The sequence below is a fragment of the Chryseobacterium subflavum genome (assembly GCF_055762745.1).
On sequence record NZ_JBVTMR010000002.1, the window covers coordinates 169701 to 194618 of the forward strand.

A 24918-nucleotide genomic window follows, 5' to 3' on the forward strand; every position below is an offset into this window, starting at 1 on the left:
ATTAATTCAATTTGAAACTCCTTTAGTTTCTGATTTATACCGTCTTTGGCCCCCTTATACATATTAACTTCTTTAAAGTACTAATTTGCACGATCAACAAAGTAAAAAAACTAAATAGTATACAATTGTACAAAAGAATCATTTAACATTCAAACTATTTAATGATGATCTTTTGTATCGCAATTCCCGACTCAGAATTCAGATGAACAAGATAAGTTCCTGCAGCATAATCCATTTTAAACTCATAAGTTCCACTCTCATTTTTGAGCGCGAATGATTCCAGCTTTTTACCTGTCATATCATACAATGCAATTACTCCATTCTTAGCCTTGTAATATTTTAGTTTTACTACTTTATTATGCACCGGATTCTCCATTACCTGAAGAGATAGTCTATTAGGTGCATTTTCATCCACAGTAGATAAATTGCCTGTATAATTCCCAAAAATCCTGAATTCTCCGGGTTGTAATACAATAGGAGCGGTAGTCGAGGTAATATTTGAAATAGTTTGATCCATTAAGTTCTGCCATTGACCTGTATATGGAAAATAAGGAATAACATTCTTCGTTGTTGTATTGTAATTCGCCAGAACTACTACATTTTTCATCCCGTTATTAAGAAGATTGTCATAAACAAATATCCTGGTTATCAATCCATCCGGATCATTAGAAAGGTTATTGGATTCTACTGTATAGGTTTTTGATTTAAACACGGGATATGTATTTCGAATGGTAATAATTTGCGCCCATGTATCATAGACCGCTTTTCTGTTTGGGTTGTTATCGTAACCTAATGTAAAGGCAATTGGCTTTTCGTCGGTTCTGCAACCATTATTAATGGTTCCGTCGGCACATCGGTTAATACTGAATTCATAACCAAGTTCTCCAAATTGCCAGATCATTTTCGGTCCCGGTATGGTAAAGAAGGTCGCTCCAAAAGCTTTCATCCTTTCAAGAGCCGTATCAAGATTTTTTACACTATAAGCACCGTTTATCGCGCCATATTCTAAATTTTTAAACATAAGTCTTTCTTCATCATGGCTTTCTCCATATCCTACAGCATTCATTTTGGTGAATCCGTGAAGCTGATGATTCATCCGGTCAAAATTGCTGTTTTCCTTATATCCCATTGTATTCTGGTTATAAGGCTCTGTTTGCTTATTCCAAAGCAGCACTCCTTTTCCTTCAGCAACTCTGTAGTTGGCCCATTGCTGTTCTTCTGCATCTGTTCCTAAATGTTCAAAAATCATATATGAATTAGGGTCAATTGCCCACTGTTTATCCGCATAGTACTTTAAAATATCTACCCTGTCCTGTTGATAAGCATTCGTGCAGTTCTCATCATTTTCGGAACAATTTTGGGTAAATCCTTTGGTGAGATCCCAACGGAAACCATCAATTTTATATTCCGTCAGCCATTGCTGCAAGGTCCGTTCAACATAATATCTCGTGGCTGAACTTGTGTGATTGAAGTCATTGAAAACATTGTAAGAATGTTTGGGAACCTGATTAAAATAAGGATTATTAGCTGCTACATCCCCATATCCATCCCCGTCAGGATCAATATTCCATAATCTTACCAATGGAGACCTTCCCGTAGCATGATTAAATGCCACATCTAAAATCACAGCAATCCCGTTTTGGTGGCACAGATCTACAAATTCTTTAAATTTCTCCGGTGTCCCATAGGCTTTATCTAATGCATAATGAAAAGAGGTATTATATCCCCATGAAAGGTTTCCTTCAAATTCCATAATAGGAAGAAGCTCAATCGCATTAATTTTTAAATTCTTTAAATAGGTAATCTTATTGATAAGAGATTGCCAGTTTTTTTCCTGTGTAAAATCTCTTAATAGCAACTCGTATACAATCAGATCTTCTTTATCTGGTCTCTGGAAATTGGTAACCTGCCAATTATAATTTGGCTGCCCTGTTTTAAACATAGAAGCTTCAAAATTCTGTCCCGCAGGAAAGGGTGGCAAATTGGGATATGTGGATGACGGAATCCATTGGTCGTCGTAAGAAGACAAAATCTGCGGAGAAAAAGGATCTGCTACTTTTTTCAGGTCATTCGTTCGGTATTGAAAAGTATACAGCTGCTGCGGAGTAATCCCATCTAACTCAATCCAATATAAATCAGTGTTTGTAGTATCCCTTTTCATCAGGTAATTATCATTTACTGTCCAACTATTAAAACTTCCGATGACATGCACAAAGTTTTTATGGGGAGCATACAATGCTAAACCAACCTTTGTATTGTCGGTAGGATGATAATTAATGCCTTGACGTATCCATGAAGGAATAGCCTGAGATATTACATTTCTTGGAATCTGTATTATGAATTTCGCATTTTTAGTCCCGGAATTATCTGTAGCAATGAGTTCCATATCAGCATCTGCAGATACCATATAGGTGTAAGAGTACGAAACAGAAGGAGTAGATGTTGAATTTACAACAACTCCATTAGCTTTTAATTGAAAATTAGCGGCGACGTTTGTTGTTGCTGATATAGAAACAGAACCTCCTGAAGGTACAGATGTCAAGCTATTTGGCAGCGGATTTGTCAGGGTGAGATTTAATACACCTACATTTACAAAAATATCCGGAGAAGTTTGATGGGTTCCCGCCTTGTCTTTTAATAGAAAACCAAATCTTCCGATTCCTGTTCTTCCAAAAAAAGTTGTTGGTGTAAAAGTCAGTGAATACGTATCTGTCGTTGAATTATAATTCAGTTTATTCTGATCATCAGAATTGTTCCAGTTCCCATTTGTAGGACAATTCTGACTATTCATGTAGTTGGTATCCAGTGACCATGCCCAAATATAAATCGCGTGGTTACTAACGTTCCAGGCCGATTCATCAATCTGATCACCAGGAACTGTCAGTGTGATCTGATCTGTTTCGTTAAACTGTCCGGGAGTAATGGTATAGTTGATTTGTCCGAACACAAAAAAATTGATCAACAGCAATATAAAAAAGTAAAATTTCTTCATAAGGGTCGTTTTTCTATTTATATACTAAAATAGTTTAATTTCTTAAAAGCAATTTATTTTAAACAAAATAATACACAAAAATTACTAATTAATCATTCACAATTTAAAATGACCGCTTCACGATTAATAATGCCCGGTTGAAATAAGTAACAATGGTAAGGCTTTACGAATCGTCCTACTTTTGAATCATAAATAAAAATCACTCCAAAAAATCAAAAACCTAAAGCTATGTTACAAAGATTCAAAATTCAAAATGTAATGGAAAAGCTGATTCTAAATGCCGTTTTTCTCATTCTTATTACAACGGGCTCGCTCCACGCACAGCAAACATCCGCTCATCCTCAGGATCAGGAAAGTTCGCTCGGAGTTTTAAAGCAGATTGATGCAGGTGTACTCAATATCGGGTATACTGAAGCCGGACCAGCCAATGGAACTCCTGTTATTCTTCTTCACGGATGGCCATATGATATCCATAGTTACAATGAAGTAGTTCCGATTTTGTCACAAAAAGGATACAGAGTAATTACTCCTTATCTGAGAGGATTTGGAACGACCCGTTTTATCTCTCCAAATACAATGAGAAATGCCCAGCAATCTGCTGTTGCCCTGGATATCATTGCCTTGATGGATGCCCTTAAAATAAACAAAGCAGTAGTTGGAGGGTTCGACTGGGGAGCCCGGACAGCAGACATTATGGCTGCGTTATGGCCGGAACGAGTAAAAGCTCTTGTTTCTGTAAGCGGATATTTAGTCACAAATTTAGAAGCTAATAAAAATCCATTAACTCCGGAAGCTGAATATGGCTGGTGGTACCAATATTATTTTTCTACCGACAGAGGTGAAAAAGGATATGCTAAAAATGCATATGAATTCAATAAACTGATCTGGAAATCTGCTTCACCAAAATGGAATTTTGACACGGCAACCTTTGATCAGACAGCCGAATCCTTTAAAAATCCCGATCATACGGCAATTGTTATTCATAACTATCGTTGGAGGTTATCCCTGGCCAAAGGAGAGCCCAAATATGACAATCTTGAAAAACGTTTGGACAAACGCCCCGTTATTAATGTACCCACCATTACTATAGCAAGTGATTTTGATGGTCCCGCTGCAGATGGAAAAGCTTATGCCAAACAATTTACCGGTAAATATGTACATAAAATCCTCAATGGAATAGGCCATAATGTTCCGCAGGAAGCTCCGAAAGCTTTTGCTGAAGCTATTATTGAAGCAGATTCTATGGCAAATTAAATCCATCAAAAATTTAACCTAAAACAAAACCCGCAATGTACAATATAGTATACACTGCGGGTTTATTTAACTAAAAAATGAACTATCTTTTAAAATGTCATATATTGAATATGAATAAGTTTTGAAAACAAAGGTCTTTACCGATTACCTTCTAAATAATCAATAGTAAAGTATTAGTTTTTAATGATTTTTTTTGAAAAAGTTTGCCCGCTCTTTAACTTTACCTGAACCATATAAACTCCTTTAGCAATTCCTTGCATATTAATCTTGTTATTGAAAAACGGAATTTTGACAATTTGCCCTACTGCATTCATTACCTGCACATTTTCTATTGCTGAATCCACATCAATGTTAACAATTCCATTCGTTGGATTTGGATATACACTTATTGTATTAAGTCTGATTTCGGAAGTACTTAGCGCAGATACATCCTTGACACATCTTACCGATTGTCCTTGGCCTCTTGGTCCGCCTGCATTTGGATTTCCAATAGTATTCCCGATATAAAAGTATTTGGCTCCGAAGGCTGACGGGGTGGAACTCCAGTAATAGCCTCTTTGCCCAACAAAAGTAAAGTCAGCTGTTGAAGCTCCTCTGTATCCTCCCGCAGACAATTTTAAAGTACTGCTGTATGCGGTTGCAGGATTATTGATTACTTCAGCACTTTGCAATGCAGCCCAATCTGCCTGGCTCGGCATTTTCCAATCCAGGCTTATTGCTTTACAAGGATCATATCCGTTTCCTGAGTTTACCGCATTCATATTGTTTGCTGACCAGTGATCTGTTAATGAATTGGCATTCCACCAGGATCCGGTTACAAAAGAAGTAATTCCGGTTAACCCATCTGGAGAATTCGGCGTAGGAATGCCTACTGTTTGAGAATTTCTTTTCTGATGTCCATCATCCCATCTCCCCCACTGAAATAAGTCTCCGTAAGAATCTTCATCTGTCATTGAGGTAGCTACCTGAATGCTTCCCAGATTCTGCTGAAGCCATATTTTCCCATCCTTACCTCTAACAGTAGAATAAGAAACCTGACTTCCGTTATAGGTAAAAGAAACACATCCTGTATCTCCGGGATTATTTCCCGGATCTGCATTGGTACAGGTTTGAGATGAACCGGCAATTGAAATTCTTTTTACGCGTGTTCCATCCTGAGAATAAGCCAAAACCAGATATTTGTTCAATGTATCGATCGCGAGATCATTAAATGTAGCTCCTCCATCGGAAATAAAATCCCCTCCAAAAGCACCCCATAACTGAGTTACATTGTCCAATTTGTAAACCGTATTTCTTAAATGATTATCATTTTCCCATCGACTAACCGCTACATAAGGTTCACCGGAAGGTGTTACTGCAATTGCGGTATACTGAACAGCTCCTGATGAAAAATAAGCATTTCCAACCTGAACCCAGGAAGTTCCGTTAAACTTCTTAACATTTACTTTCCTTCCATTCGCAGCATTGGAAACATAAGCAACATACAAATTATTATTGCTATCAATTGCAATATCTGAATAATACTGTTCTCCTGATGAAGAAGCATCAACAACACTTCCACCAACCAATGTCCAATTATCGGAAGCTGTTGCCCCCGTTGAATTTTGATATACATTAACTCCGTTCGCTACACTACAAGTATATACCTTATTATCTGATCCTATTACCATTTCAGCAAATGCTGCTCCATTAGAAAAACCACTATTTCCAACCTGTTCCCAGGATCCGTTTACATAACGTTTAACAGTTCCGGATTCATCGTTACTATATGTAAATAAAACATTGGAGGATGATACTGCCGAAGCATGATAATTTACTGAATTCGATGTAACATTGGGTAATTGTGCCCATGCAAGACCAGTATACTGACGTACTTCCAGACCGGAACCCGGGTAACCGATCTGATTGGTATAATAGGGATTTCCTGAACTGTCAAGTGTCAGTGAATTGTAAAGGGCTGATCCGTTTGTTATCCCTGCACTTCCGCCTACGTAAGACCAACCGGTTCCGTCAAATTTCTGAACCGAGCCTTTCCCAACAGACACATCATAATATGATAAATAATAGTTCCCTGAATGATCTATAGCCAGATTATTATTACTACTCCCTCCCGTAGAAACAATTGTGCTCAAACCTACATTTTCCCACTGCTGAGCATATAGGATACTTCCACCAATGAACAACCCCAGTCCCAGCACCAATTTTCGCATTGTAAAATATAAAATTTTCAACATAATGAATATTATTTTTAATTATTCTAAATTTAAATTTAACTTTGCGCAAAAGTACTCTACTCAGGTAATCTGAAGTTATCATTTTCAAACTTTTTGTTATCGGGTGTTTAACTAAATATCAATCGTACCATATCGTAAGGAGATTGCCACATGAAGCAACAATCTAAAAAAGGATTATTATTCAGATCCGCAGACTTTAAAATAATACAGGAAGAAGTTTGCCCCGAACAATCCTCGAAATCAATTATGACTGAGGGTCAAAATACCTTCAATCTTCTCTTTTTACTTAGTCAAGGCATCTATCTGGAGGCCCAGGATTGTAGAACAAGGTTTTTATTCAAAAAAAATCAATATATATTACATTATTCCTCCCAGGAAAATACCTCATTACTCTGGACAGAAAATCCCGAAAAACTAAAATATCTCCAAATTCAGGTTACTTATCAGTATATGGAAAAACTGATTCAACCTGAATCTGACCACGAAAGCGCAGATATCTTAAAAAAAATGGTGAATAATAATTATATATTTCTTCATAAGGAAACTCCACCACTTATGACAGTGGAAATGCATATGATCGTCAAGGAAATATTAAGCAATCCCAAAAAAGGAATTACGCAAAAATTACTGATCGAAGCTAAAATAATCAAACTCCTGATTTTAATGATTGAACAGTTTGTTGAAAAAAAAACAAATGAAATCTCTCCTAAAACCGCATCAGCCATTAAAAGATTTGTGGATGAAAACTTCCATAAAAATATCAGGGTAGAAGAAATCGGCAAGATTATAGGAATTAATCAGAATAGCATTCGAAAAGCCTTCAAGTCCCAGTATAATATGACCATAACAGATTATATCTCAGACCTCAGAATGCTTAAGGCAAAAAAAATGATCATCAACAAGGAGATCATGATCAAGGAAATATCTATAGAATGTGGATATGAATATGTACAAAACTTTACAAGGGCCTTCAAAAAGAAATTCGGACTTTCTCCGGAGAAATTGAGAAACCAGTAAATAAAAAAACCACCTAATCAGATTAAGTGGTTTTGTATATGTTGTTTTGCTTTGATATCACTTTCCCGGAATTAAGGCGGAAAAGCAATGACAATCAATTAATGATGTCCGTGACTATCGTGTAAGAAAGGGCCGTTACCTTTAGGCTCGCTGAAGATTACCTCTACTCCTTCCTGCTCATATACTTTTTTTCTTCTGATATCTTCCGGATCGAAAGGCTTTACTTTACCGAAGTATTCCATCAAACCTTCGCTTAACCACATTGGGATTACTAATCCAAAAAACATAAAGATACACCAGAATCCTACCAGGAACATTGTTACAAAATAGATGGTCCAAAGGAACTGATAAAACGGCCAAAATGCTGATAACATCATTTTTCTTATATATTTTAGGCAAAAATAGAACTTTTTTCCTTTTTACACAAAAGATACAGGCTCTATTTTATTATTTATTTTGATTTTAAACTAATTAATGCGCAAGATCTGCAAAGAAATCATTCCCTTTATCATCTGTAATGATAAACGCCGGGAAGTCTTTGATCTCTATTTTTCTTACCGCTTCCATTCCTAATTCCGGGAAATCAACTACGTCTACGGAAAGAATATTGTCTTTGGCAAGGATAGCCGCAGGACCTCCGATAGAACCGAGATAGAAACCTCCGTACTTTTTACAAGCATCTGTTACATCCTTGCTGCGGTTTCCTTTGGCCAGCATAATCATGCTTCCTCCGTTTTTTTGGAATTCATCTACATATACATCCATTCTTCCGGCTGTTGTTGGGCCAAAACTTCCGGAAGGCATCCCTTCTGGGGTCTTTGCCGGTCCTGCATAATATATAGGATGATTTTTAAAATATTCAGGCATCGGTTTTCCACTGTCGATCAATTCTTTAATTTTCGCATGGGCAATATCTCTTGCCACAATTAAAGTTCCGTTTAGCTTTAATCTGGTTTTGATCGGGTATTTGGAAAGCTCAGCCAGAATTTCCGGCATTGGCTTATTCAGATCGATCTCAACGGCCTCTTCCAGGTGGGGCGCTGTTTCAGGCAAAAATCTTTTAGGATTTTCTTCCAGTTGTTCAAGGAAGATACCCTCTTTGGTAATTTTACCTTTAATGTTTCTGTCTGCTGAACATGAAACTCCCATTCCTACAGGACAAGAAGCTGCGTGACGAGGAAGTCTGATCACCCTTACATCATGTGTTAGGTATTTTCCTCCAAACTGAGCCCCAATTGCACTTTCCTGACAAATCTTCTGAACCTTAGCTTCCCATTCAAGATCTCTGAATGCCTGTCCGCCTTCATTTCCGGAAGTAGGAAGATCATCGTAATATTTAGCTGAAGCTTTTTTCACTGCTGCCAGGTTAGCTTCCGCAGATGTTCCTCCAATGACCAAAGCAAGGTGGTAAGGTGGACATGCAGCGGTTCCAAGATCTGAAATTCTCTCCTTAATAAACTCTTCAAGAGATTTTTCATTAAGTAAAGATTTGGTCTTTTGATATAAGAAGGTCTTATTTGCTGAACCACCTCCTTTTGTTAAAAATAAAAACTCATAAGAGTTTCCCTTTTTGGTATATAAATCGATTTGAGCAGGTAAATTTGACCCCGAATTCTTCTCGTCAAACATATTCAAAGGAATGATTTGTGAATATCTCAGATTTCTCTTCTGATATGTATTATATATTCCTTTACTTAAATACTCCCCGTCATCTACTCCTGTATACACATTTTCTCCTTTTTTCCCCATTACAATAGCAGTTCCGGTATCCTGGCAGGAAGGAAGGGCTCCTTCTACGGCAACGGCAGCATTCTGTAATAAGTTGTACGCTACAAAACGATCGTTATCAGTAGCTTCAGGATCATCAATAATTCTTCTAAGGCTTTCAAGATGAGAAGAACGAAGCATAAAAGAAACATCAGCCATTGCCTCTTCAGCCAATAACTCCAATCCTTTAGGATCTACTGTTAAAATCTCTCTTTCTCCAAGTTGTTCTACTTTCACATAGTCTGATGTAAGCTTCTTGTAAACCGTATCATCTTTCTGAATCGGATACGGATCCTGATATCTAAATTCCATTCAATTTTTTCTTTATGCAAAAATAAAACATACTTAAAAAAACATGAGTAAAATCACCAATAACCTTTCATATTTATAACCATTATAAATTGTGAATTTTATAGTTTATCTTTAACTTTATAAAAATTTCAACCACAATGAATTACAGAATAGAAAAAGACACCATGGGCGAAGTGCAGGTACCTGCTGATAAATTCTGGGGAGCGCAGACCGAACGATCCAGAAACAATTTCAAGATCGGACCGGAAGGTTCAATGCCTCATGAAATTATTGAAGCTTTTGCTTATCTGAAAAAGGCAGCCGCTTATGCCAACACCGATCTGGGAGTTCTTGCTGCTGAAAAGAGAGATATGATCGCGAAGGTTTGTGATGAGATTCTGGAAGGAAAGCTCAATGATCAGTTTCCATTGGTTATCTGGCAAACAGGCTCCGGAACACAATCGAATATGAATATCAATGAAGTAGTATCAAATAGGGCTCATGTTAATAATGGCGGAACACTTGGTGATAAATCTGAAATTCACCCGAATGATGATGTGAACAAGTCTCAATCTTCCAATGATACCTATCCTACCGCAATGCATATTGCTGCCTATAAAAAAGTAATTGAAGTAACCATTCCTGCGGTTGAAAAACTAAAAAATACGTTAGCCGAAAAAGCTAATGCTTTTAAAAATGTCGTAAAAATCGGAAGGACCCATTTAATGGACGCTACTCCTCTTACTCTTGGACAGGAATTCTCAGGCTATGTAGCTCAACTGGAATTCGGTCTCAGAGCATTACGAAATACTCTTCCGCATCTTTCTGAATTAGCTTTAGGAGGAACTGCAGTAGGAACAGGCCTTAACACTCCAAAAGGTTATGATGTAGCTGTAGCGGGATATATTGCAAAGTTTACCAATCATCCTTTTATAACTGCGGAAAACAAATTCGAGGCACTTGCTGCCCATGATGCCATAGTGGAATCCCATGGAGCCTTAAAACAATTGGCCGTATCACTATTTAAGATCGCCCAGGATGTAAGATTATTAGCTTCGGGACCCCGTTCCGGGATTGGGGAAATTCATATTCCTGAAAACGAACCGGGATCATCTATCATGCCCGGAAAGGTAAATCCTACTCAAAATGAAGCTTTAACTATGGTTTGTGCGCAGGTTTTAGGAAATGACACTACCATCTCCTTCGCCGGGACCCAGGGAAATTACGAACTAAACGTTTTCAAGCCTGTTATGGCGTATAATTTTCTTCAGTCAGCTCAGTTAATTGCTGATGCATGCATTTCATTTAACGACCACTGCGCTGTTGGAATTGAACCTAATTATGAGAGAATTAAAGAGCTTGTTGATAAATCTTTAATGTTGGTAACTGCTTTAAATACCCATATTGGTTATGAAAATGCAGCTAAAATTGCAAAAACAGCCCATAAAAACGGAACAACATTAAAAGAAGAAGCCGTTAATCTAGGACTTTTAACCGCTGAACAATTTGATGAGTGGGTAAAACCGGAAGACATGGTCGGAAGCTTAAAGTAACAAACAGAAAGGCCTTGGAGAAATCTAAGGCTTTTGTTTTAAGCATTTAAGCACTGATCTTCTGATTATTTTTTTTCATAAATTAGTGATACATAAATATTTAAACTAATAACTATGAAAAATCTTGCAAAGCTTAACAGAGAAAATTTAAAGAAAATAGTGGGTGGACATACTTGTCCGAGTGGAACCCGTCACATCATTTACAACGGATATCATGGCTGCTGCTTATCCGCACCTTCAGGAAATCCATGTACTTCTGGAATGTGCTTTGTAGAAGCAGACATGTGTTCGGAAGAACCGCCAATGTAATTTCATAAACAAGGCCGGAAAATCATTTTTCGGCCTTTGTTCAATAGATTTATATAAATATATGTGTTTTCTTACCACCAAAGGGCTACTCCAAAAATCAGTGCTTTATCATTTTTAAAAGTATCATCTTTAAAGAAATTGCTGAAATCCTTCTTTACAAAAATACTGAAATCGTTATAGGAAAGTGTAACCTGACCACCATATACGAAAGGATTGACCTGGTAATTCGCACGGTCTCTCGAGTCGAATCCGTCTCCTTTGAAGATATTATTACTCGACATTTTTATCCCTCCATACACATTAGCTCCAACCTTGAATCCCTTATTATAGTCTCTGTACTGAATATCCATTCCTGCACTTTTAAGTTTTGAAAAATTATACTGCAAACCCAGAGGAATCATGATATAGCCCGTTCTCAACTTACTTTTATCTATACTTCCCTGATATTTCTGCAAATGGACATTCGAATTGGCATCCTTTGCAAAAATCATATTATCATCCAAACGCAGTGTTCTCCAGGAAAATCCAACACCGGAAATAAGACCCCATGGACTGGTTCTGCTAAATTGATAGTTAAATTTAAAGCCGAATTCCAGATTATTGGAATATCCCATATGCTTATCGAGGTCATTATCGGACAAATTATTTGTAAGCGTCATTACTCCATAAGAGAAATAACCATCCAAACTTCTTGTCGGCCTGAACTTCTTCAAAAGCTTCGCCCTTAGTTCTTCCTTGGAAGTAACATCAGTATTGAGAAGTGAATACCTCACCTGTTTCTGAATCACCATATCGAGGTCAAAACCCAAATCCCGTATCCTTTGGTCAATTTTTTCTGAAAAGCGATCTGCAATGTCTGCTTTCTGCTTATTAAACTCATTCTTTTCGAGTCCTTTGCTCTGAAGATCTAAAAGCTCAGCTTCCATAAGTTTTTTCTCCTCCTGAATAATTGTATTAATCTCTGTAGCATATTCTTCTACTTTTTCCTTGACCATAGGACTCACATCGGATTCTTCTTTTGAAGGAAGATTAAACGTAGGCTTTTTCTGTGCATATGCTGTGGCAGAAAAAAGGCACACGAATCCTATCAGGATAAATTTCTTGATCATAGTATTATTATTTTTTTATCGTTAAAATTATTATTTGCCGTTCAGATCGATAGTCGCAACATTACTTTTGCCTTTGGTCTTTTCAATGGCATCTTTATGTTCAACCGAAAAAAGCAATGTTGAGGGGTCAACATATCTTTTCCTGCCAGCCGGTACCTTTGCAGAATCCGTCTGTGCAATAATTTTGGCAGGAGGTGTTTCTATAATAACAGGTACTAACTCAGAAGTGTTTTCTTTAATGACCGGTAATTTTTTGTTATCTCTGGATACAACTGCCTCAGGGGCCCCTAAATTCTCAGATGGTTCAGTATTCTTTGTCTCGTCCTTCTTTTTTACATCCTGTAGCACCATTGCCGGAGATTCTTTTACCACTTCTCTTATCACTTTCTTTGCACCGGAAGGTATTTTTCTTTCTGTAATCTGAACTTCTGAAGGCTTTTGTTTATTGTAAAATACCAGAACAGAGCCTAAACTGAAAAGCAGGATAAGACACGCTGCAACCAATAACCAGTTAAGTTTTGATTTTGGACGATTATTCTGTGTGTGATTCTGAATTTCAGACCACAAATCTCTGGAAGGATTTATTTCCCTTTCTTCAATTTGTTTTCTGATCTGATTTTCAAAATTATTTTTAATAGTGTTCATTTTTTAGTGTTTTTTGTTGTTGAAAGTAAATTTTTCTTAATCTCTCTTTTGCTCTGAATAATTGCGTCTTGCTCATGGCTACGGAGATCTGTAGTGTATCGGCAATCTCCTGATGAGAGTATCCTTCCAAAACATAAAGGTTAAAAACCATTTTATATGCATCCGGCAACTGATCCAAGAGCTCCTGGGCATTAAAATCAAATACTAGCTCCTCTTCATTGCTTTCATCCATGAAAGATTGGTTGATTTCATCGAGGTAAAAAACGGTTTTACGGCTTTTGATAAAGTTTAAACATTCATTAACAACAATTCTTCTTGCCCATCCCTCAAGGTTACCATCTCCTCTGAAACTTTCAATATGTTGAAAAATCTTGCAAAATGCTCTGATAAGGCAATCTTCTGCCTGATACAGATCACTGACGTAGCTTTTGCTTACACTTAGAAATTTTTTTACATTTTGATCATAAAAGAATTTCTGGGCAGCCGCATCCTGTTTTTTCAGGCGGCTAAGCAAATCCTCTTTTTTATTTCCAAACAAAAGTTTCATTTAAGATTAGTTTCTACTTTAAAGACAACAGGATTTCAAAAAGGTTACACCAAAAAATATTTTTTTATTTTAATTGATAAATATAATAACAGTTGATCCGTATTTTATCCCGAAAAAGCGTCCAGCATATCTCGGGTTGGAGCAAAGAATAATGTCCCTGTTTTAGCAGTGCTAAAATCTAAAATCCTGTCATAATTCCCTGCCGGATCGCCAATAAACATGTTGGTAAGCATTTTTTTCACTGTTGTAAAGGTGCTTGCATATGCGATAAAATAAGTTCCGAATTCATTGGTTGATGGATTCCCAAATGGCATGTTATCTCTAACGATTTTTAATTCTTCACCATTTTCACCTTCAATATTGGCTAAAGCAATGTGGGAATTAGATGGTTTTACGGAATCAGACATCTCAATGTCATTTTCCTTTGACCTTCCGATCACTTTTTCCTGTTCGTCAGTCGAAAGTCCTTTCCATGCATCCATATTGTGAAGGTACTTCTGAACAAAAAGATAGCTTCCCCCTTTATAGGCTAAATCTTCGTCTCCTACTTTTGCAAAATAATCACGGTCTTCTCCGTGCGGATTTTCGGTTCCATCTACAAACCCTAAAATTGACCTGGCATCCCAATATTTAAATCCATGAATTTCCAATATACTTTCAGCAACGGAGCTTAATAATTTTGATATCTCAATGGCCATATCAAAGCAAATACTTTTATTGTTTGCCCTTAAGTGAAAATGCAGGTCGCCGGGAGTAGCAACAGCAGTATGTTTTACCCCTTTTATTTCTTCGAAATTGGCTAATTCTTTAGGAAGTGGTGTTGGGAGATCCAGTTTTTTCCATGCTTCATATCCAATCGCCATAATACAGCTTGCTCTGCTATCCGGAAATCTGTTGAAAACAGAATTGTTAAGATTTAAAACCAAAGCGCATAGTTGCTGAAATATTTTTTTCAATTGAGGGCCCTCTTGTAGCTTCCACACCATAAAAATAGTGTTACTGTTAGGATAATCAGTAACGTTCTGTGACTCTTGATTCATTTGTATTTTGTTTTAAAATTAAAATTATAGGGAAACCTGATCCGCAAAGTACTGCTCAAGATCACGCAGCGTCTCCGGATTAGTCTGAATGTCTTTAACCATCTTTCCTTTATTAACCACCACAATCCTGTTGCACACTTCGGTTGTATGCGATAAATCGTGACTGGATATCAAAAAAGTAACTCCTTCTTGCTTGGAGAGTTCTTTGATCAGGTTTTTAAGCTTTATTTGGGTTGAAGGATCCAGGTTGGCAAATGGTTCATCCAAAATAATGATCTCCGGACTTCCGATAATCGCTCCCACAATTCCCACTTTTTTCTGATTACCCTTTGACAGATCCCGGACATATTTACCGGAGTTAAGGATTTCTCCATTAAACAAATCATAAAACGGTTTTAAAAACTCATCTACAGAGGCTTTGTTTTGCCCGCGCAGTTCACCGATAAAATAGAAGTACTCTTCGGGTGTTAGATAGCCTATTAAAAACGTATCATCTACAAACGCAGAAACTTTACTTTTCCATGCTTCAGATTCGTTTACTTTGATACCATCAATGCTCACAAAGCCTGTTGTCGGCTGAATAAGATCCAGCATCAGACTGAAGAGTGTCGTTTTTCCTGCACCATTATTTCCAACCAGCCCAAAAGTTTCTCCCTGAGGGATTTCAAGGTTTTCAATGTTTAGAACAGTAGCTGTACCGTATGTTTTGGATAAATTATGTATTGTGATCATTCTGTTAATCTTTATTTTTAAATGCCTCTAGTGTACTGTATTTTTCTCTTTTATAGTGCCTCACAATGATATCAAAGATCTTTTCTCTGAACAAGAAGCCAATCACGCCTAAAACTGCAATGCTGATTACGCCTCCTGTGATCCCGAAAGAATATTTAGAGATAGCAAAAACAGCCATGGGCAACAACATTTTAGGTATCAGCAATAACATTGCTTTTAAATTAAAACTATTTTTTTGGCCGATTCTTTTTTCCTTTGAATTAAGATCGATCTGCGTTTTATTAAACGCTCCTGACCATAATGTAAATTGTGAGTTAACTCCCATATTATATAGGCCTGCCGCTAAAAAGGTGATATATATTTCCCATCCGAAATACACATAAAATGCTGCAAGCACCATTGACAGAGAGGTTATAATATTCATGAGCCACCATTTGGCTTTAAGATATTCTTTATAGGGCACATTTAAGGTCATCATCAACGGATAATAAGAACTGTCGAATGCAGGAACTCTCTGTCCAAATAAAAACTGAAAGCCGCCTGTTACAAACAATCCCATGAACATCATCATAGCCGGAGTCTTATATACCGGAGAGACCAGCATCAGAAGACCATAAAAAACAAAAAAGAAACTTCCCAATAAAATACCTTTTGTTACCTTATTTCTTCTGAGCATTTTTACGTCATTATTGATAAAAGTTCCTAATGCGCCATACTTATTCAAAAAGGCGATATTTTCTGTTTTACCAATCGTTTTTTTAGCTTCAAGTCCCTGATCAAGATAAAATTCCCTACGGATATGATTAAAGCATAACCACCACAATACTAGAAACAAAACAAAGGCGATTACTGCATAATACGGTTTTTCATAAAAGCTATAAAACACCGTTTCTGAATAAGATAAAACAGGAATAATCTGGTAATAGTTCAACAAAGCAAAAGCTCCAAAAACAATCGCTACTGCAATGGCAATCTTTTCTTTATCATTGAAAAATATATTAATAAAATTATTTAGGTAAAAAAGAGAAGAGACCCCTATGAACCACCCAAAAATTTCTAAAAACCCGTATCCATTGAATAAGGCGATCAAAGAAAAGGTAATCAGGAAAAGAGAATTAAACCAGCTGAATGCAGACAGAAATGTCTTTACCAGCATATAATTAACCAATGTTTTCTTTGAAATATTCAGGGTAAGAAAGGGCTTGATGTTCTGAGTAGGCATTTCCTGCCAGATGTATTTGGCAGCAAGGTCGATAATCCATCCTATAATTAAAAATCTTGAAACTATTTTTAAGGGATCCTGATGAAGCTCTTCCTGTACATAAAAGAAAGCTGCGAATGCTCCACCTGCTAAACATGCCATAAAATAAAGAATCCCCATAAAACGAAGGATCTTCATTGCCATGTTAATCCCAACGGAAGTACCACGAAAAAAACTCTTGATTTCTAACCTGAGGAATTTTAAAAACATAACCTTTTTTTTACATTAGTAAATATAATGTAAAAAATGTTACAAAACTCAGCCTATAAGCTCTTTGGCCTGTGCTAAAGCCGCTTCGGTAATCTTACTTCCAGAAAGCAATTGGGCAATTTCATTTAGCTTTTCATCTTCATTTAACGGGATAATTGTAGATTGTGTCCTTCCTGCAACATCCTGCTTTACCACTTTGTAATTATTATTTCCTTTGGCCGCTACTTGTGCCAAATGAGAAATCACAATGAGCTGCATGTCTTTTGACATTTCTCGCATCAGATTTCCTATCTCTTCAGCAACTTTTCCAGAAACTCCGGTATCGATCTCATCTAGGATAAGCGTAGGAAGATCATCACTTTCGGCAATAATCTTTTTTACAGCAAGCATTACTCTTGATCTTTCTCCTCCGGAAATAGCCGTCTGAATAGGACGTAAAGGAAATCCTGAATTAGCCTGAAATAAAAGCTGGATATTTTCTTTACCAAAAGCATTAAAATCCGGTACTGTCTCTAGCTCTATATCTACTTTTGCTTTTTCAAGTCCTAATTTCTTTAAAAGCTCTTCTGCTTTTTTGATAAATACAGGAATACTTTTTTTCCTGTTCTTGGAAAGTTTTTCAGAAAGGGATAGAAGCGATTTTTCTTTCTTTAATATATCTTCCTTAATTTCACTGATCAGGCCTTCCAGTTCGGACGCTCCTTTTTGTTCACCTGCAAGCTGATCCCTGATTTCTTTCAATTCGCTGACATCTGCAACATTGTGCTTTAAAAGCAATGCATTCAGCTTGTTATTAAGTTCAGAAAGCAATGCCAGATTTTCAGGATTGATTTCAATTTTTTCAGATTCATTTTCAAGCTCCGAGATGATATCTTTTATTTCCACGAATGATTCATCAAGCCTTCTATCGAGTTCAGAAAAGCTATGCGAAATATCTGCAATTTTTGAAAGCTTATTTTTAGCTTCATTAAAAAAGGATAAAATCCCTATTTCTTCCTGATGAAATCTTGATAAAATCTGAACAAGATTATCAGAAATCATTTCCGCATTTTCCTGAATCGAAAGCTGGCTTTGTAATTCTTCATAATCAATATCATCCAGTTTCAGATCTTCCAGCTCATTCAGTAAAAATAATTTGTAATCACTTTCTTTGTTGTTTTCAGAAAGCTGAATTTGCAGTTTTTTAAGTTGCGCTTTTAAGCTTTGAAATTCTAAAAACTCGTATTGATAATCTGAAATCAGCTGTTTGTTTTCAGAAAGTCCGTCTATGATTTTAAACTGATATTCCGAGGTAAATAGATTGGAAGTTTCAAATTGGGAATGAATATCAATCAGCTGGGAAGAAAGTTCTTTTAAAACATCCAAAGTCACAGGAACATCATTAATGAAAGCCCTCGACTTTCCGGATGGCAGGATTTCTCTTCTGATAATGGTCTGATGCTCATAATCCAGATCGTTCTCTATAAAGAATTTTTTAAACTGGTTATCCAGAGAAAATTCGGTTTCTACAATACTTTTTTCTTCTGTTTTAGAAATAGATTTCAGATCTGCTCTTTCTCCTAAAATAAGCCTCAAAGCACCCAGTATGATCGATTTCCCAGCACCCGTTTCACCGGTAATCACCTGCAATCCGTTGTGCAAAGAAACTTCAAGAGTATCGATTAAAGCAAAGTTTTTAATAAAGATTTTCGAAAGCATAAATTTCCAGCAGATTAGTACTGCAAATATAAATTTTAGAATTAAGAATTCAAGATATTTATGTTCTTAAAATTTATTTCCACTTATTCCATTTATCATTAAACTTAGGTGCAAAAACCATCATCATCTGCTTAAGATCATTTAAAACTATTCCTCCGTTGTTGTTAGAGTTGAAAATATTAAAAATTTCATCATTCTTTACTTCAAGGAAAAGATTCAATGCATAATTCTGCTGGAAACTATTTTCATACGTTTTCAATTGCATCAGTGCATCGTATATAATTTTCTTAGGCTGTGTCTGATCCTGGTTGTATAAGTTATCTAATCCGGCTCTGTGGTAAGTATAGTATATGGAGCGCAACTGACTTAAGTTAGGACCTGTTAGCTGACTGATCAGGACACCTCTGGTTCTTGGCCCCTCACTTCCGATCTGTGCCCAGCCTTTGTATCCTCTGTTTTGTGCATTCTGTGCGATTTGCTGTGCTTTTGCAAACCATTGTGTCCCTCCCATTGATTGAAAGCTATCAGCATCATAACCTAAAACAAGGTATACATAGAAGCTTATGACGTCAATAAGATTTTTACCCGAGAATTGCCTTTCGTTGAATATCAGGTTTTCATTTTCAACATATTCAAATTCGAAATTGGTATCCTGCAAGTTGATGAGCGGAGATTCATAATTCGAATTATAAACGGGACGAACTGCCTGAACAACAATATTTCCCCCATATTTGTTTCCATCTTTGGAAGTTAATACAATCGCAAAATTGGATTTTATTTTTTCAAAATTCTGAAGCTTTTTTCCCGTCCAGCTGGTATTATTAATAAAATCTTTAAGACTTTTTTCCAACGTTTTAAACGCCTGCTGATTACTTCCTCCCAACTGTTGAGAATTTACCAGCACGGTAGACAGTAATTCCTGAGAAAAGCTGACGTTATATATGAAGAGCAGTAAAAATAAACCTATTAGTTTTTTCATTATCTATTAAAAATTGAGAACGGAAATTTATTAAAATTATTTTAAAAGTTGATCCTCAACGAAATTCAGAATATCTTTAGCTACACCCTCTTTTGATTTCAAATCAAATTCTTTCCTCTCTGTTTTGGTAAATATCCTTATTTTATTGGTATCATTTTTAAATCCTGCTCCTGGATCACGAAGTGAATTGAGCACAATCATGTCAAGATTCTTCTTCTCCAGTTTTCCTTTAGCATTTTCCTCTTCATTCTGAGTTTCCAGAGCAAACCCAACCAAAAACTGACGAGTTTTCTTCTCTCCCATCGTTTTAAGGATATCCGGATTTTTCACCAATTCTATTGTAAGATTTTCATCGTTCTTTTTGATTTTCTCCCTGGCGACCTCTTTCGGGGCATAATCCGCTACAGCAGCACTTGCTATTGTAATGTCTGCATTTTCATAAAATTCAAATACTTTATCAAGCATTTCTTTCGCGGAAACCACTTTATGCAGCTCTATATTAGGAGAGTGGATAACCTGAGAACTTGGACCGGATACAAGAATCACTTTAGCACCTCTCTTCGCGGCTTCTTCAGCCAATGAAAACCCCATTTTACCGGAAGAATGATTTCCTATAAACCGGACAGGATCAATAGCTTCATAGGTAGGACCTGCCGTGATCAAAACTGTTTTTCCTTTGAAAATTGTATTGTCACCGGCTGCAGCAAAAAAGTTATCAACGGTTTTGAAAATAGTGTCAGGTTCCGCCATTCTTCCCTGGCCCACTAGACCACTTGCAAGCTCTCCGCTTTCTGCCGGAATAACAAAGTGTCCGAAATCCTCAGCTAGTTCCAAGTTTTGTTTTGTAGTTGGGTGGTCGTACATATCAAGATCCATTGCAGGGGCAATAAAAACTGGGCATTTCGCAGACATATATGTAGCCAGCACCAGATTATCACACATCCCATGGGTCATTTTGGCCAACGTATTTGCAGTGCAGGGAGCAACGATCATTACATCCGCCCACAATCCCAATTCAACATGGCTGTTCCAACTCCCATTTTCATTATAAAAATCAGTAAATACAGGCTTCCTGGATAATGTAGAAAGGCTTAGTTTAGTAACAAAATGTTCGGCATCAGGAGTCATAATAACCTGCACTTCCGCACCATTTTTTATAAAGTCTCTTATCAAAAAGTGAATTTTGTAAGCAGCAATTCCTCCAGAAACGGCAATAAGAATCTTTTTTCCGGAAACACTCATTTAGTTTTAATTTTTTAAAACACTAAATTACTTATTTTTTCCCACAACAGGTTTACAAACGACAAAGGTCATAAAGAAATTATTCCCTTATGACCTTCATTTATAAAAAATACAAATGATTTTTATTTTCTTTCTTCAGTTTTTCTGAAGTACACGTCTTCGTTCAACCATTCTTCAATTGCAATAGAAGTTGGTTTTGGAAGTTTTTCGTAATGTTTGGAGATCTCAATCTGCTCTCTGTTTTCGAAAACCTCTTCCAATGTAGAATTGTGAACAGCAAATTCATCTAATTTATTATGCAATTCAGTACGAATTTCTGCATTAATCTGCTCTGCTCTCTTTCCCATGATAACAATAGCTTCATAGATTGAACCTACTTTATCTTCAATCTTGTCTTTATCGTAAGTAATTGTATTTACTTCTGCTTTTGTATCTTTTACACTCATTTTGAGAAAATTATTTATTTATAAGGTGGCAAATTTACGAATTATCTTTTGATTTTGAAAGTGGCAGCCGGAGGAGGTGTTTGTAACGCAGCACTATCCCTCTGAATCTGCAATGCTTTCTTTTCTGTAGCGACTTGATCTTTGATCTGCTGATCGGTCTTTGTTCGTGCTTCCAGCTTCTCAGCTTCTTTCTTTTGCCTTGCTGTTAATGTTGCCAATCTGGCTTCTGTCTGCTTCTTAACAACTGCAAAGTTTTGCTTTTCTTTATCCAGCTTCTCTCTAAGATCTACTGCTGTTTTAGAATATTCTGTGTTCGGAAGCTCTTTTTCTACCTGCCTTGTGAATGCTATTGCACTTTCAATACGTTCTTCTTTAAGTCCGTATACCGAATTTTGTGCAAGCAAATAACGGGACTTCATCATATAATCATAGATTTTCGGACGAAGCTTTGTACTTGGAAAATCTTCCAATACGTTTTCCAAGGCAACAGTGGCTGATTTATAATCACCCATTTTATAGTATTGTCTTGCGTTTTCGTAGGATTTAAATTCCAGTTTATAAGTCAGCTCATCAATAAGCTGGTTGATATTTTTAGATCTTTCAGAATTTGGATAGTTGTTAAGGAAGTCTTGTAATTCATTGACTGCCAACTCAGTACTTGACTGATCCAGGTTATAATCCATAGATCCTTCATAGTAACATAGTGCAGACATATACGCTGCTTCCTCAGCTCTCGGGTCTTTTGGAAAACTTACTGCAAAGTTTTTGAACTGGTGTCCTGCCAACTTATAGTTCTTATCATAGTAGTTTGCATAAGCCGTATTAAATCCAACATTCGGAAAGTCATCAGTCCCTGCAACTAGGTTAGCAAGCCTGTCATAAAGAGCCAAAGCGTTTTTCCATTTCTTTTTAGCAAAATTTTCATTAGCTGCTTTTAAGATGAAGGCTTTATCAGCACTTTTCAATGCTTTTTCCTGCTGACTCGCGCATGATGAAATTACAGCTATGGCAAAAAGACCTAAAATATATTTTTTCATAAAAAATTCAACCGTTATTGGATTATTCCAATCTATTAATTTGCAAAAATATAACTTTTTTATCAATAGATTTTTTTTTATGATTATTTAACGTAATTTTAGTCTGCAGCGTATCCTAATATTGCAAAAACACTCAATAAAAGGTTCATTCTGATTTTTTTCTCCGCTTCCTTAGCATAAGCTTCCTCATTTTTACTCGGTACATATAGTTCATAGAAATTCTTATTTCTAATGACAAATAATGTGGATCCCAGAATCGTTGTAAGGATATCTTCTGGCTTTGGAGTAAATGTAAAAACTCCGGACGCAACTCCTTTTTTGATCACCTCATCCAGTTTTTTTACAAAAAGCTGATAAAAATCCAGCAATTCAACTTTCAGGTTATCCGTATGTCGAAGCTCCTGAGTAACAAAGCCATGAAAATAATTATATTTAAATAATTGTGATACAATATATTTTATAATTTCTTTCATCTGCATCTCTGGTTTACCGTCTTTAATGGTATCAGCAAATTCCGAAAAATTTTCTCTGGTCTTTAGCACTCTGTACTGATAGAGGTAAGACATCATTTTTTCCTTGGACCCAAAATAATAAGAGATCATGGCTACATTAATGTTTGCTTTAGAGCAAATGTCTCTTACCGATGTTCCTTCATACCCTTTTTTCGCAATAAGCTCCTCCGCAATATCCAAAATATGGATCTGTTTTTCGGTAAATTTTTTTTTCATAAAGTGTCGCTTTTGAGTAAAGTTAAGAAATTTTTAACATATTTATAAACGTTTGTTTAAGAATTTTAAATTAATTCCAAATTATAGTATTTTTGATGATGGAATTTTTTGATTTTCACCATCATAAAAAAAATGTCTGCGACGGTATCTATAATCTGGATATCGGAGATAATATACCCAGTACATTTTATTCTGCGGGTATTCATCCAAAAGATATTGATCCGGACAAGATTGAAGAGCAGTTCAACTGGCTGGATTCCGTAATTCATAACAATTGCCTTACTATAGGAGAATGTGGCCTTGACAGCTTTGTTCCGGTTGATATGAAAATCCAGGAAAGCGTATTTTTAAGACAGATCAAATTGGCGAATGAATTAAAAAAGCCGATGGTTATTCATTGTGTCCGAAAATTCTACGAAGTCATTTCATTAAAAAAAAAGGCAGAACAGCCTATGATTATTCATGGTTTTAATAAAAAACAAAGCATCGCTGAAGATCTCCTAAAGAATAATTTCTATTTGAGTTTTGGAAAAGCTGTTTTGTATAATTTATCTTTGCAAAATATTTTGAAAATTACTGCTTTAGATAAAATCTTTTTAGAAACCGATAACGATGATTTTAATATTGATTTATTGTACAGCAAAGTTTCGGAAATAAAAGGTATTTCTCAGGAAAACTTAAACAAACAAATTTTAGAAAATTTAGAGACGATAAAAAATGGATAAGTATTGGTTGGAAAGAACAGAGCTTCTTATTAAGGAGGAAGGACTCGAAAAGTTGAATAAAGCGACTGTTCTTGTAGTAGGATTAGGTGGAGTAGGCTCGTTTGCCGCTGAATTTTTAGCAAGATCCGGGGTCGGAAATATGACGATTGTAGATGGCGATACGGTAGATATCACAAACATTAACAGACAATTACCGGCATTACATTCTACTATCGGAAAGCACAAGGTTGAAATCGTTGCTGAAAGACTCTTAGATATTAACCCAAAACTTAATTTAATAACTATCAATGAGTTTTTAAATCCTGAAAGAATGGATCAGATCCTTGATGAAAACAAATTTGATTATATTCTCGATTGTATTGATAGCGTAACTCCAAAGCTTACATTGTTAATTGCTGCAAGAAGAAGAAAAATTAAGATCGTAAGCTCTATGGGAGCGGGTGGAAAAACAGATCCAAGCAAAGTAATGGTGAGAGACATCAGCAAAACCCACAACTGTTATCTGGCCAAGCAGGTTAGAAAAAGGCTTAAAAAGGAAAAAATAAATAAAGGCATCCGTTGTGTTTTCTCTAATGAACTTCAAAATGAAGAAAGTTTGAAAATGACAGATGGAACAAATTACAAAAGGTCTTTTTATGGGACTATCAGCTATATACCAGCCATTTTTGGATTGTATGCAGCGGCGGAAGTTATTAATCATTTAGTAAAAAAAGGCTAATGCAGAATTTCAGATACCCAAAGGAGGAAAAACTCAAAAAGACCAATGACATCACCTTGCTTTTCGAAAAAGGTAAATGGAGAACCCATGGGAATCTGAGAATTATTTTACTTAAGGACAAACCTAATTTACCTGTTGAAGTTTCTAAATTCGGGGTTTCCGTATCTAAAAGGTATTTTAAAAAAGCAGTTCACAGAAACCGCATCAAAAGATTATTGAGAGAATGCTATCGCTTACATAAAGATCTTTTTAAAGAATCTTTTGGAGAAAAGACGATGGCCATGCTTTTTTGGATCTCCCCTGAACTTCCGCAAAAGTTCCAGGATGTAGAAGCCCAGTTCATCAAACTATGCCAGGCTCAGAAAAAACAGTAAACTCCTCATA

General features: G+C 36.2%; 23 protein-coding genes. 7 read left to right on the plus strand and 16 right to left on the minus strand.

Annotation, left to right across the window (positions count from 1 at the left end; all coding sequences use genetic code 11):
- Window positions 1-154 precede the first annotated feature (154 nt).
- Window positions 155-2992, minus strand: coding sequence for an alpha-amylase family glycosyl hydrolase (locus tag AC0INN_RS10030; RefSeq protein ID WP_306613034.1), 2838 nt, complete (start codon window positions 2990-2992; stop codon window positions 155-157).
- A gap of 228 nt (window positions 2993-3220) precedes the next feature.
- On the opposite strand from AC0INN_RS10030, the gene AC0INN_RS10035 reads away from it, so the two are divergent.
- Entirely contained in the window at window positions 3221-4246 is a 1026-nt protein-coding gene (locus AC0INN_RS10035; protein ID WP_228457007.1) for an alpha/beta fold hydrolase, read from the plus strand.
- 173 nt (window positions 4247-4419) lie between these two features.
- On the opposite strand, the gene AC0INN_RS10040 is transcribed toward AC0INN_RS10035, so the two are convergent.
- Window positions 4420-6480, minus strand: coding sequence for a T9SS type A sorting domain-containing protein (locus AC0INN_RS10040; RefSeq protein ID WP_306613037.1), 2061 nt, complete (start codon window positions 6478-6480; stop codon window positions 4420-4422).
- 150 nt (window positions 6481-6630) lie between these two features.
- On the opposite strand from AC0INN_RS10040, the gene AC0INN_RS10045 reads away from it, so the two are divergent.
- On the plus strand, window positions 6631-7497 hold the full coding sequence (locus tag AC0INN_RS10045) for a helix-turn-helix domain-containing protein (protein WP_306613039.1): 867 nt from the start codon (window positions 6631-6633) through the stop codon (window positions 7495-7497).
- Between the two features lie 98 nt (window positions 7498-7595).
- Here the strand turns inward: AC0INN_RS10045 and AC0INN_RS10050 are convergent, their stop codons facing one another.
- Window positions 7596-7874, minus strand: a complete 279-nt coding sequence (locus AC0INN_RS10050) for a hypothetical protein (protein WP_172281344.1) — start codon at window positions 7872-7874, stop codon at window positions 7596-7598.
- A 94-nt stretch (window positions 7875-7968) separates the two neighbouring features.
- A complete protein-coding gene (locus AC0INN_RS10055; protein WP_273650094.1) occupies window positions 7969-9576 on the minus strand; it encodes a fumarate hydratase in 1608 nt (535 codons plus the stop codon).
- Between the two features lie 137 nt (window positions 9577-9713).
- Here AC0INN_RS10055 and fumC point away from each other — a divergent pair, with 137 nt between their 5' ends.
- Entirely contained in the window at window positions 9714-11108 is a 1395-nt protein-coding gene (gene fumC, locus AC0INN_RS10060; protein WP_273650095.1) for a class II fumarate hydratase, read from the plus strand.
- A gap of 114 nt (window positions 11109-11222) precedes the next feature.
- Window positions 11223-11417: a hypothetical protein gene (locus tag AC0INN_RS10065; RefSeq protein WP_172281350.1), complete on the plus strand. Its 195-nt coding sequence runs from the start codon at window positions 11223-11225 to the stop codon at window positions 11415-11417.
- Between the two features lie 71 nt (window positions 11418-11488).
- On the opposite strand, the gene AC0INN_RS10070 is transcribed toward AC0INN_RS10065, so the two are convergent.
- The 12 genes from AC0INN_RS10070 to AC0INN_RS10125 form a co-directional block, all read right to left on the minus strand.
- Window positions 11489-12526: an outer membrane beta-barrel protein gene (locus AC0INN_RS10070; RefSeq protein ID WP_172281352.1), complete on the minus strand. Its 1038-nt coding sequence runs from the start codon at window positions 12524-12526 to the stop codon at window positions 11489-11491.
- Window positions 12527-12556: 30 nt separating this feature from the next.
- Window positions 12557-13171: a hypothetical protein gene (locus AC0INN_RS10075; protein WP_273650098.1), complete on the minus strand. Its 615-nt coding sequence runs from the start codon at window positions 13169-13171 to the stop codon at window positions 12557-12559.
- Window positions 13158-13718: an RNA polymerase sigma factor gene (locus AC0INN_RS10080; RefSeq protein WP_306613044.1), complete on the minus strand. Its 561-nt coding sequence runs from the start codon at window positions 13716-13718 to the stop codon at window positions 13158-13160. The genes AC0INN_RS10075 and AC0INN_RS10080 overlap by 14 nt, the downstream gene beginning before the upstream one ends.
- Window positions 13719-13822: 104 nt before the next feature.
- On the minus strand, window positions 13823-14758 hold the full coding sequence (locus AC0INN_RS10085; protein WP_306613046.1) for a Dyp-type peroxidase: 936 nt from the start codon (window positions 14756-14758) through the stop codon (window positions 13823-13825).
- Window positions 14759-14782: 24 nt separating this feature from the next.
- A complete protein-coding gene (locus tag AC0INN_RS10090) occupies window positions 14783-15490 on the minus strand; it encodes an ABC transporter ATP-binding protein (RefSeq protein ID WP_273650103.1) in 708 nt (235 codons plus the stop codon).
- A gap of 4 nt (window positions 15491-15494) precedes the next feature.
- Window positions 15495-16961 (minus strand): DUF5687 family protein, encoded by a 1467-nt coding sequence (locus AC0INN_RS10095; protein WP_172281362.1) that lies wholly within the window; start codon window positions 16959-16961, stop codon window positions 15495-15497.
- 48 nt (window positions 16962-17009) lie between these two features.
- A complete protein-coding gene (locus tag AC0INN_RS10100; protein WP_306613049.1) occupies window positions 17010-18659 on the minus strand; it encodes a DNA repair protein RecN in 1650 nt (549 codons plus the stop codon).
- A 73-nt stretch (window positions 18660-18732) separates the two neighbouring features.
- Window positions 18733-19638, minus strand: coding sequence for a type IX secretion system protein PorD (porD, locus tag AC0INN_RS10105; protein ID WP_306613051.1), 906 nt, complete (start codon window positions 19636-19638; stop codon window positions 18733-18735).
- A gap of 36 nt (window positions 19639-19674) precedes the next feature.
- Window positions 19675-20880: a bifunctional phosphopantothenoylcysteine decarboxylase/phosphopantothenate--cysteine ligase CoaBC gene (gene coaBC, locus AC0INN_RS10110; protein WP_273650106.1), complete on the minus strand. Its 1206-nt coding sequence runs from the start codon at window positions 20878-20880 to the stop codon at window positions 19675-19677.
- A gap of 122 nt (window positions 20881-21002) precedes the next feature.
- Window positions 21003-21326: a DNA-directed RNA polymerase subunit omega gene (locus AC0INN_RS10115; protein ID WP_034681463.1), complete on the minus strand. Its 324-nt coding sequence runs from the start codon at window positions 21324-21326 to the stop codon at window positions 21003-21005.
- Window positions 21327-21367: 41 nt separating this feature from the next.
- Entirely contained in the window at window positions 21368-22363 is a 996-nt protein-coding gene (locus tag AC0INN_RS10120) for an outer membrane protein assembly factor BamD (RefSeq protein WP_172281372.1), read from the minus strand.
- A gap of 98 nt (window positions 22364-22461) precedes the next feature.
- Window positions 22462-23091 (minus strand): TetR/AcrR family transcriptional regulator, encoded by a 630-nt coding sequence (locus tag AC0INN_RS10125; protein ID WP_172281374.1) that lies wholly within the window; start codon window positions 23089-23091, stop codon window positions 22462-22464.
- 95 nt (window positions 23092-23186) lie between these two features.
- On the opposite strand from AC0INN_RS10125, the gene AC0INN_RS10130 reads away from it, so the two are divergent.
- From AC0INN_RS10130 to rnpA, 3 genes are read left to right on the plus strand one after another with little or no spacing between them, the layout of a single operon-like run.
- Window positions 23187-23816, plus strand: a complete 630-nt coding sequence (locus AC0INN_RS10130) for a TatD family hydrolase (RefSeq protein ID WP_273650112.1) — start codon at window positions 23187-23189, stop codon at window positions 23814-23816.
- Entirely contained in the window at window positions 23809-24534 is a 726-nt protein-coding gene (locus AC0INN_RS10135; RefSeq protein ID WP_273650114.1) for a tRNA threonylcarbamoyladenosine dehydratase, read from the plus strand. The genes AC0INN_RS10130 and AC0INN_RS10135 overlap by 8 nt, the downstream gene beginning before the upstream one ends.
- Window positions 24534-24908, plus strand: coding sequence for a ribonuclease P protein component (gene rnpA, locus AC0INN_RS10140; protein ID WP_273650116.1), 375 nt, complete (start codon window positions 24534-24536; stop codon window positions 24906-24908). The genes AC0INN_RS10135 and rnpA overlap by 1 nt, the downstream gene beginning before the upstream one ends.
- Window positions 24909-24918 lie beyond the last annotated feature (10 nt).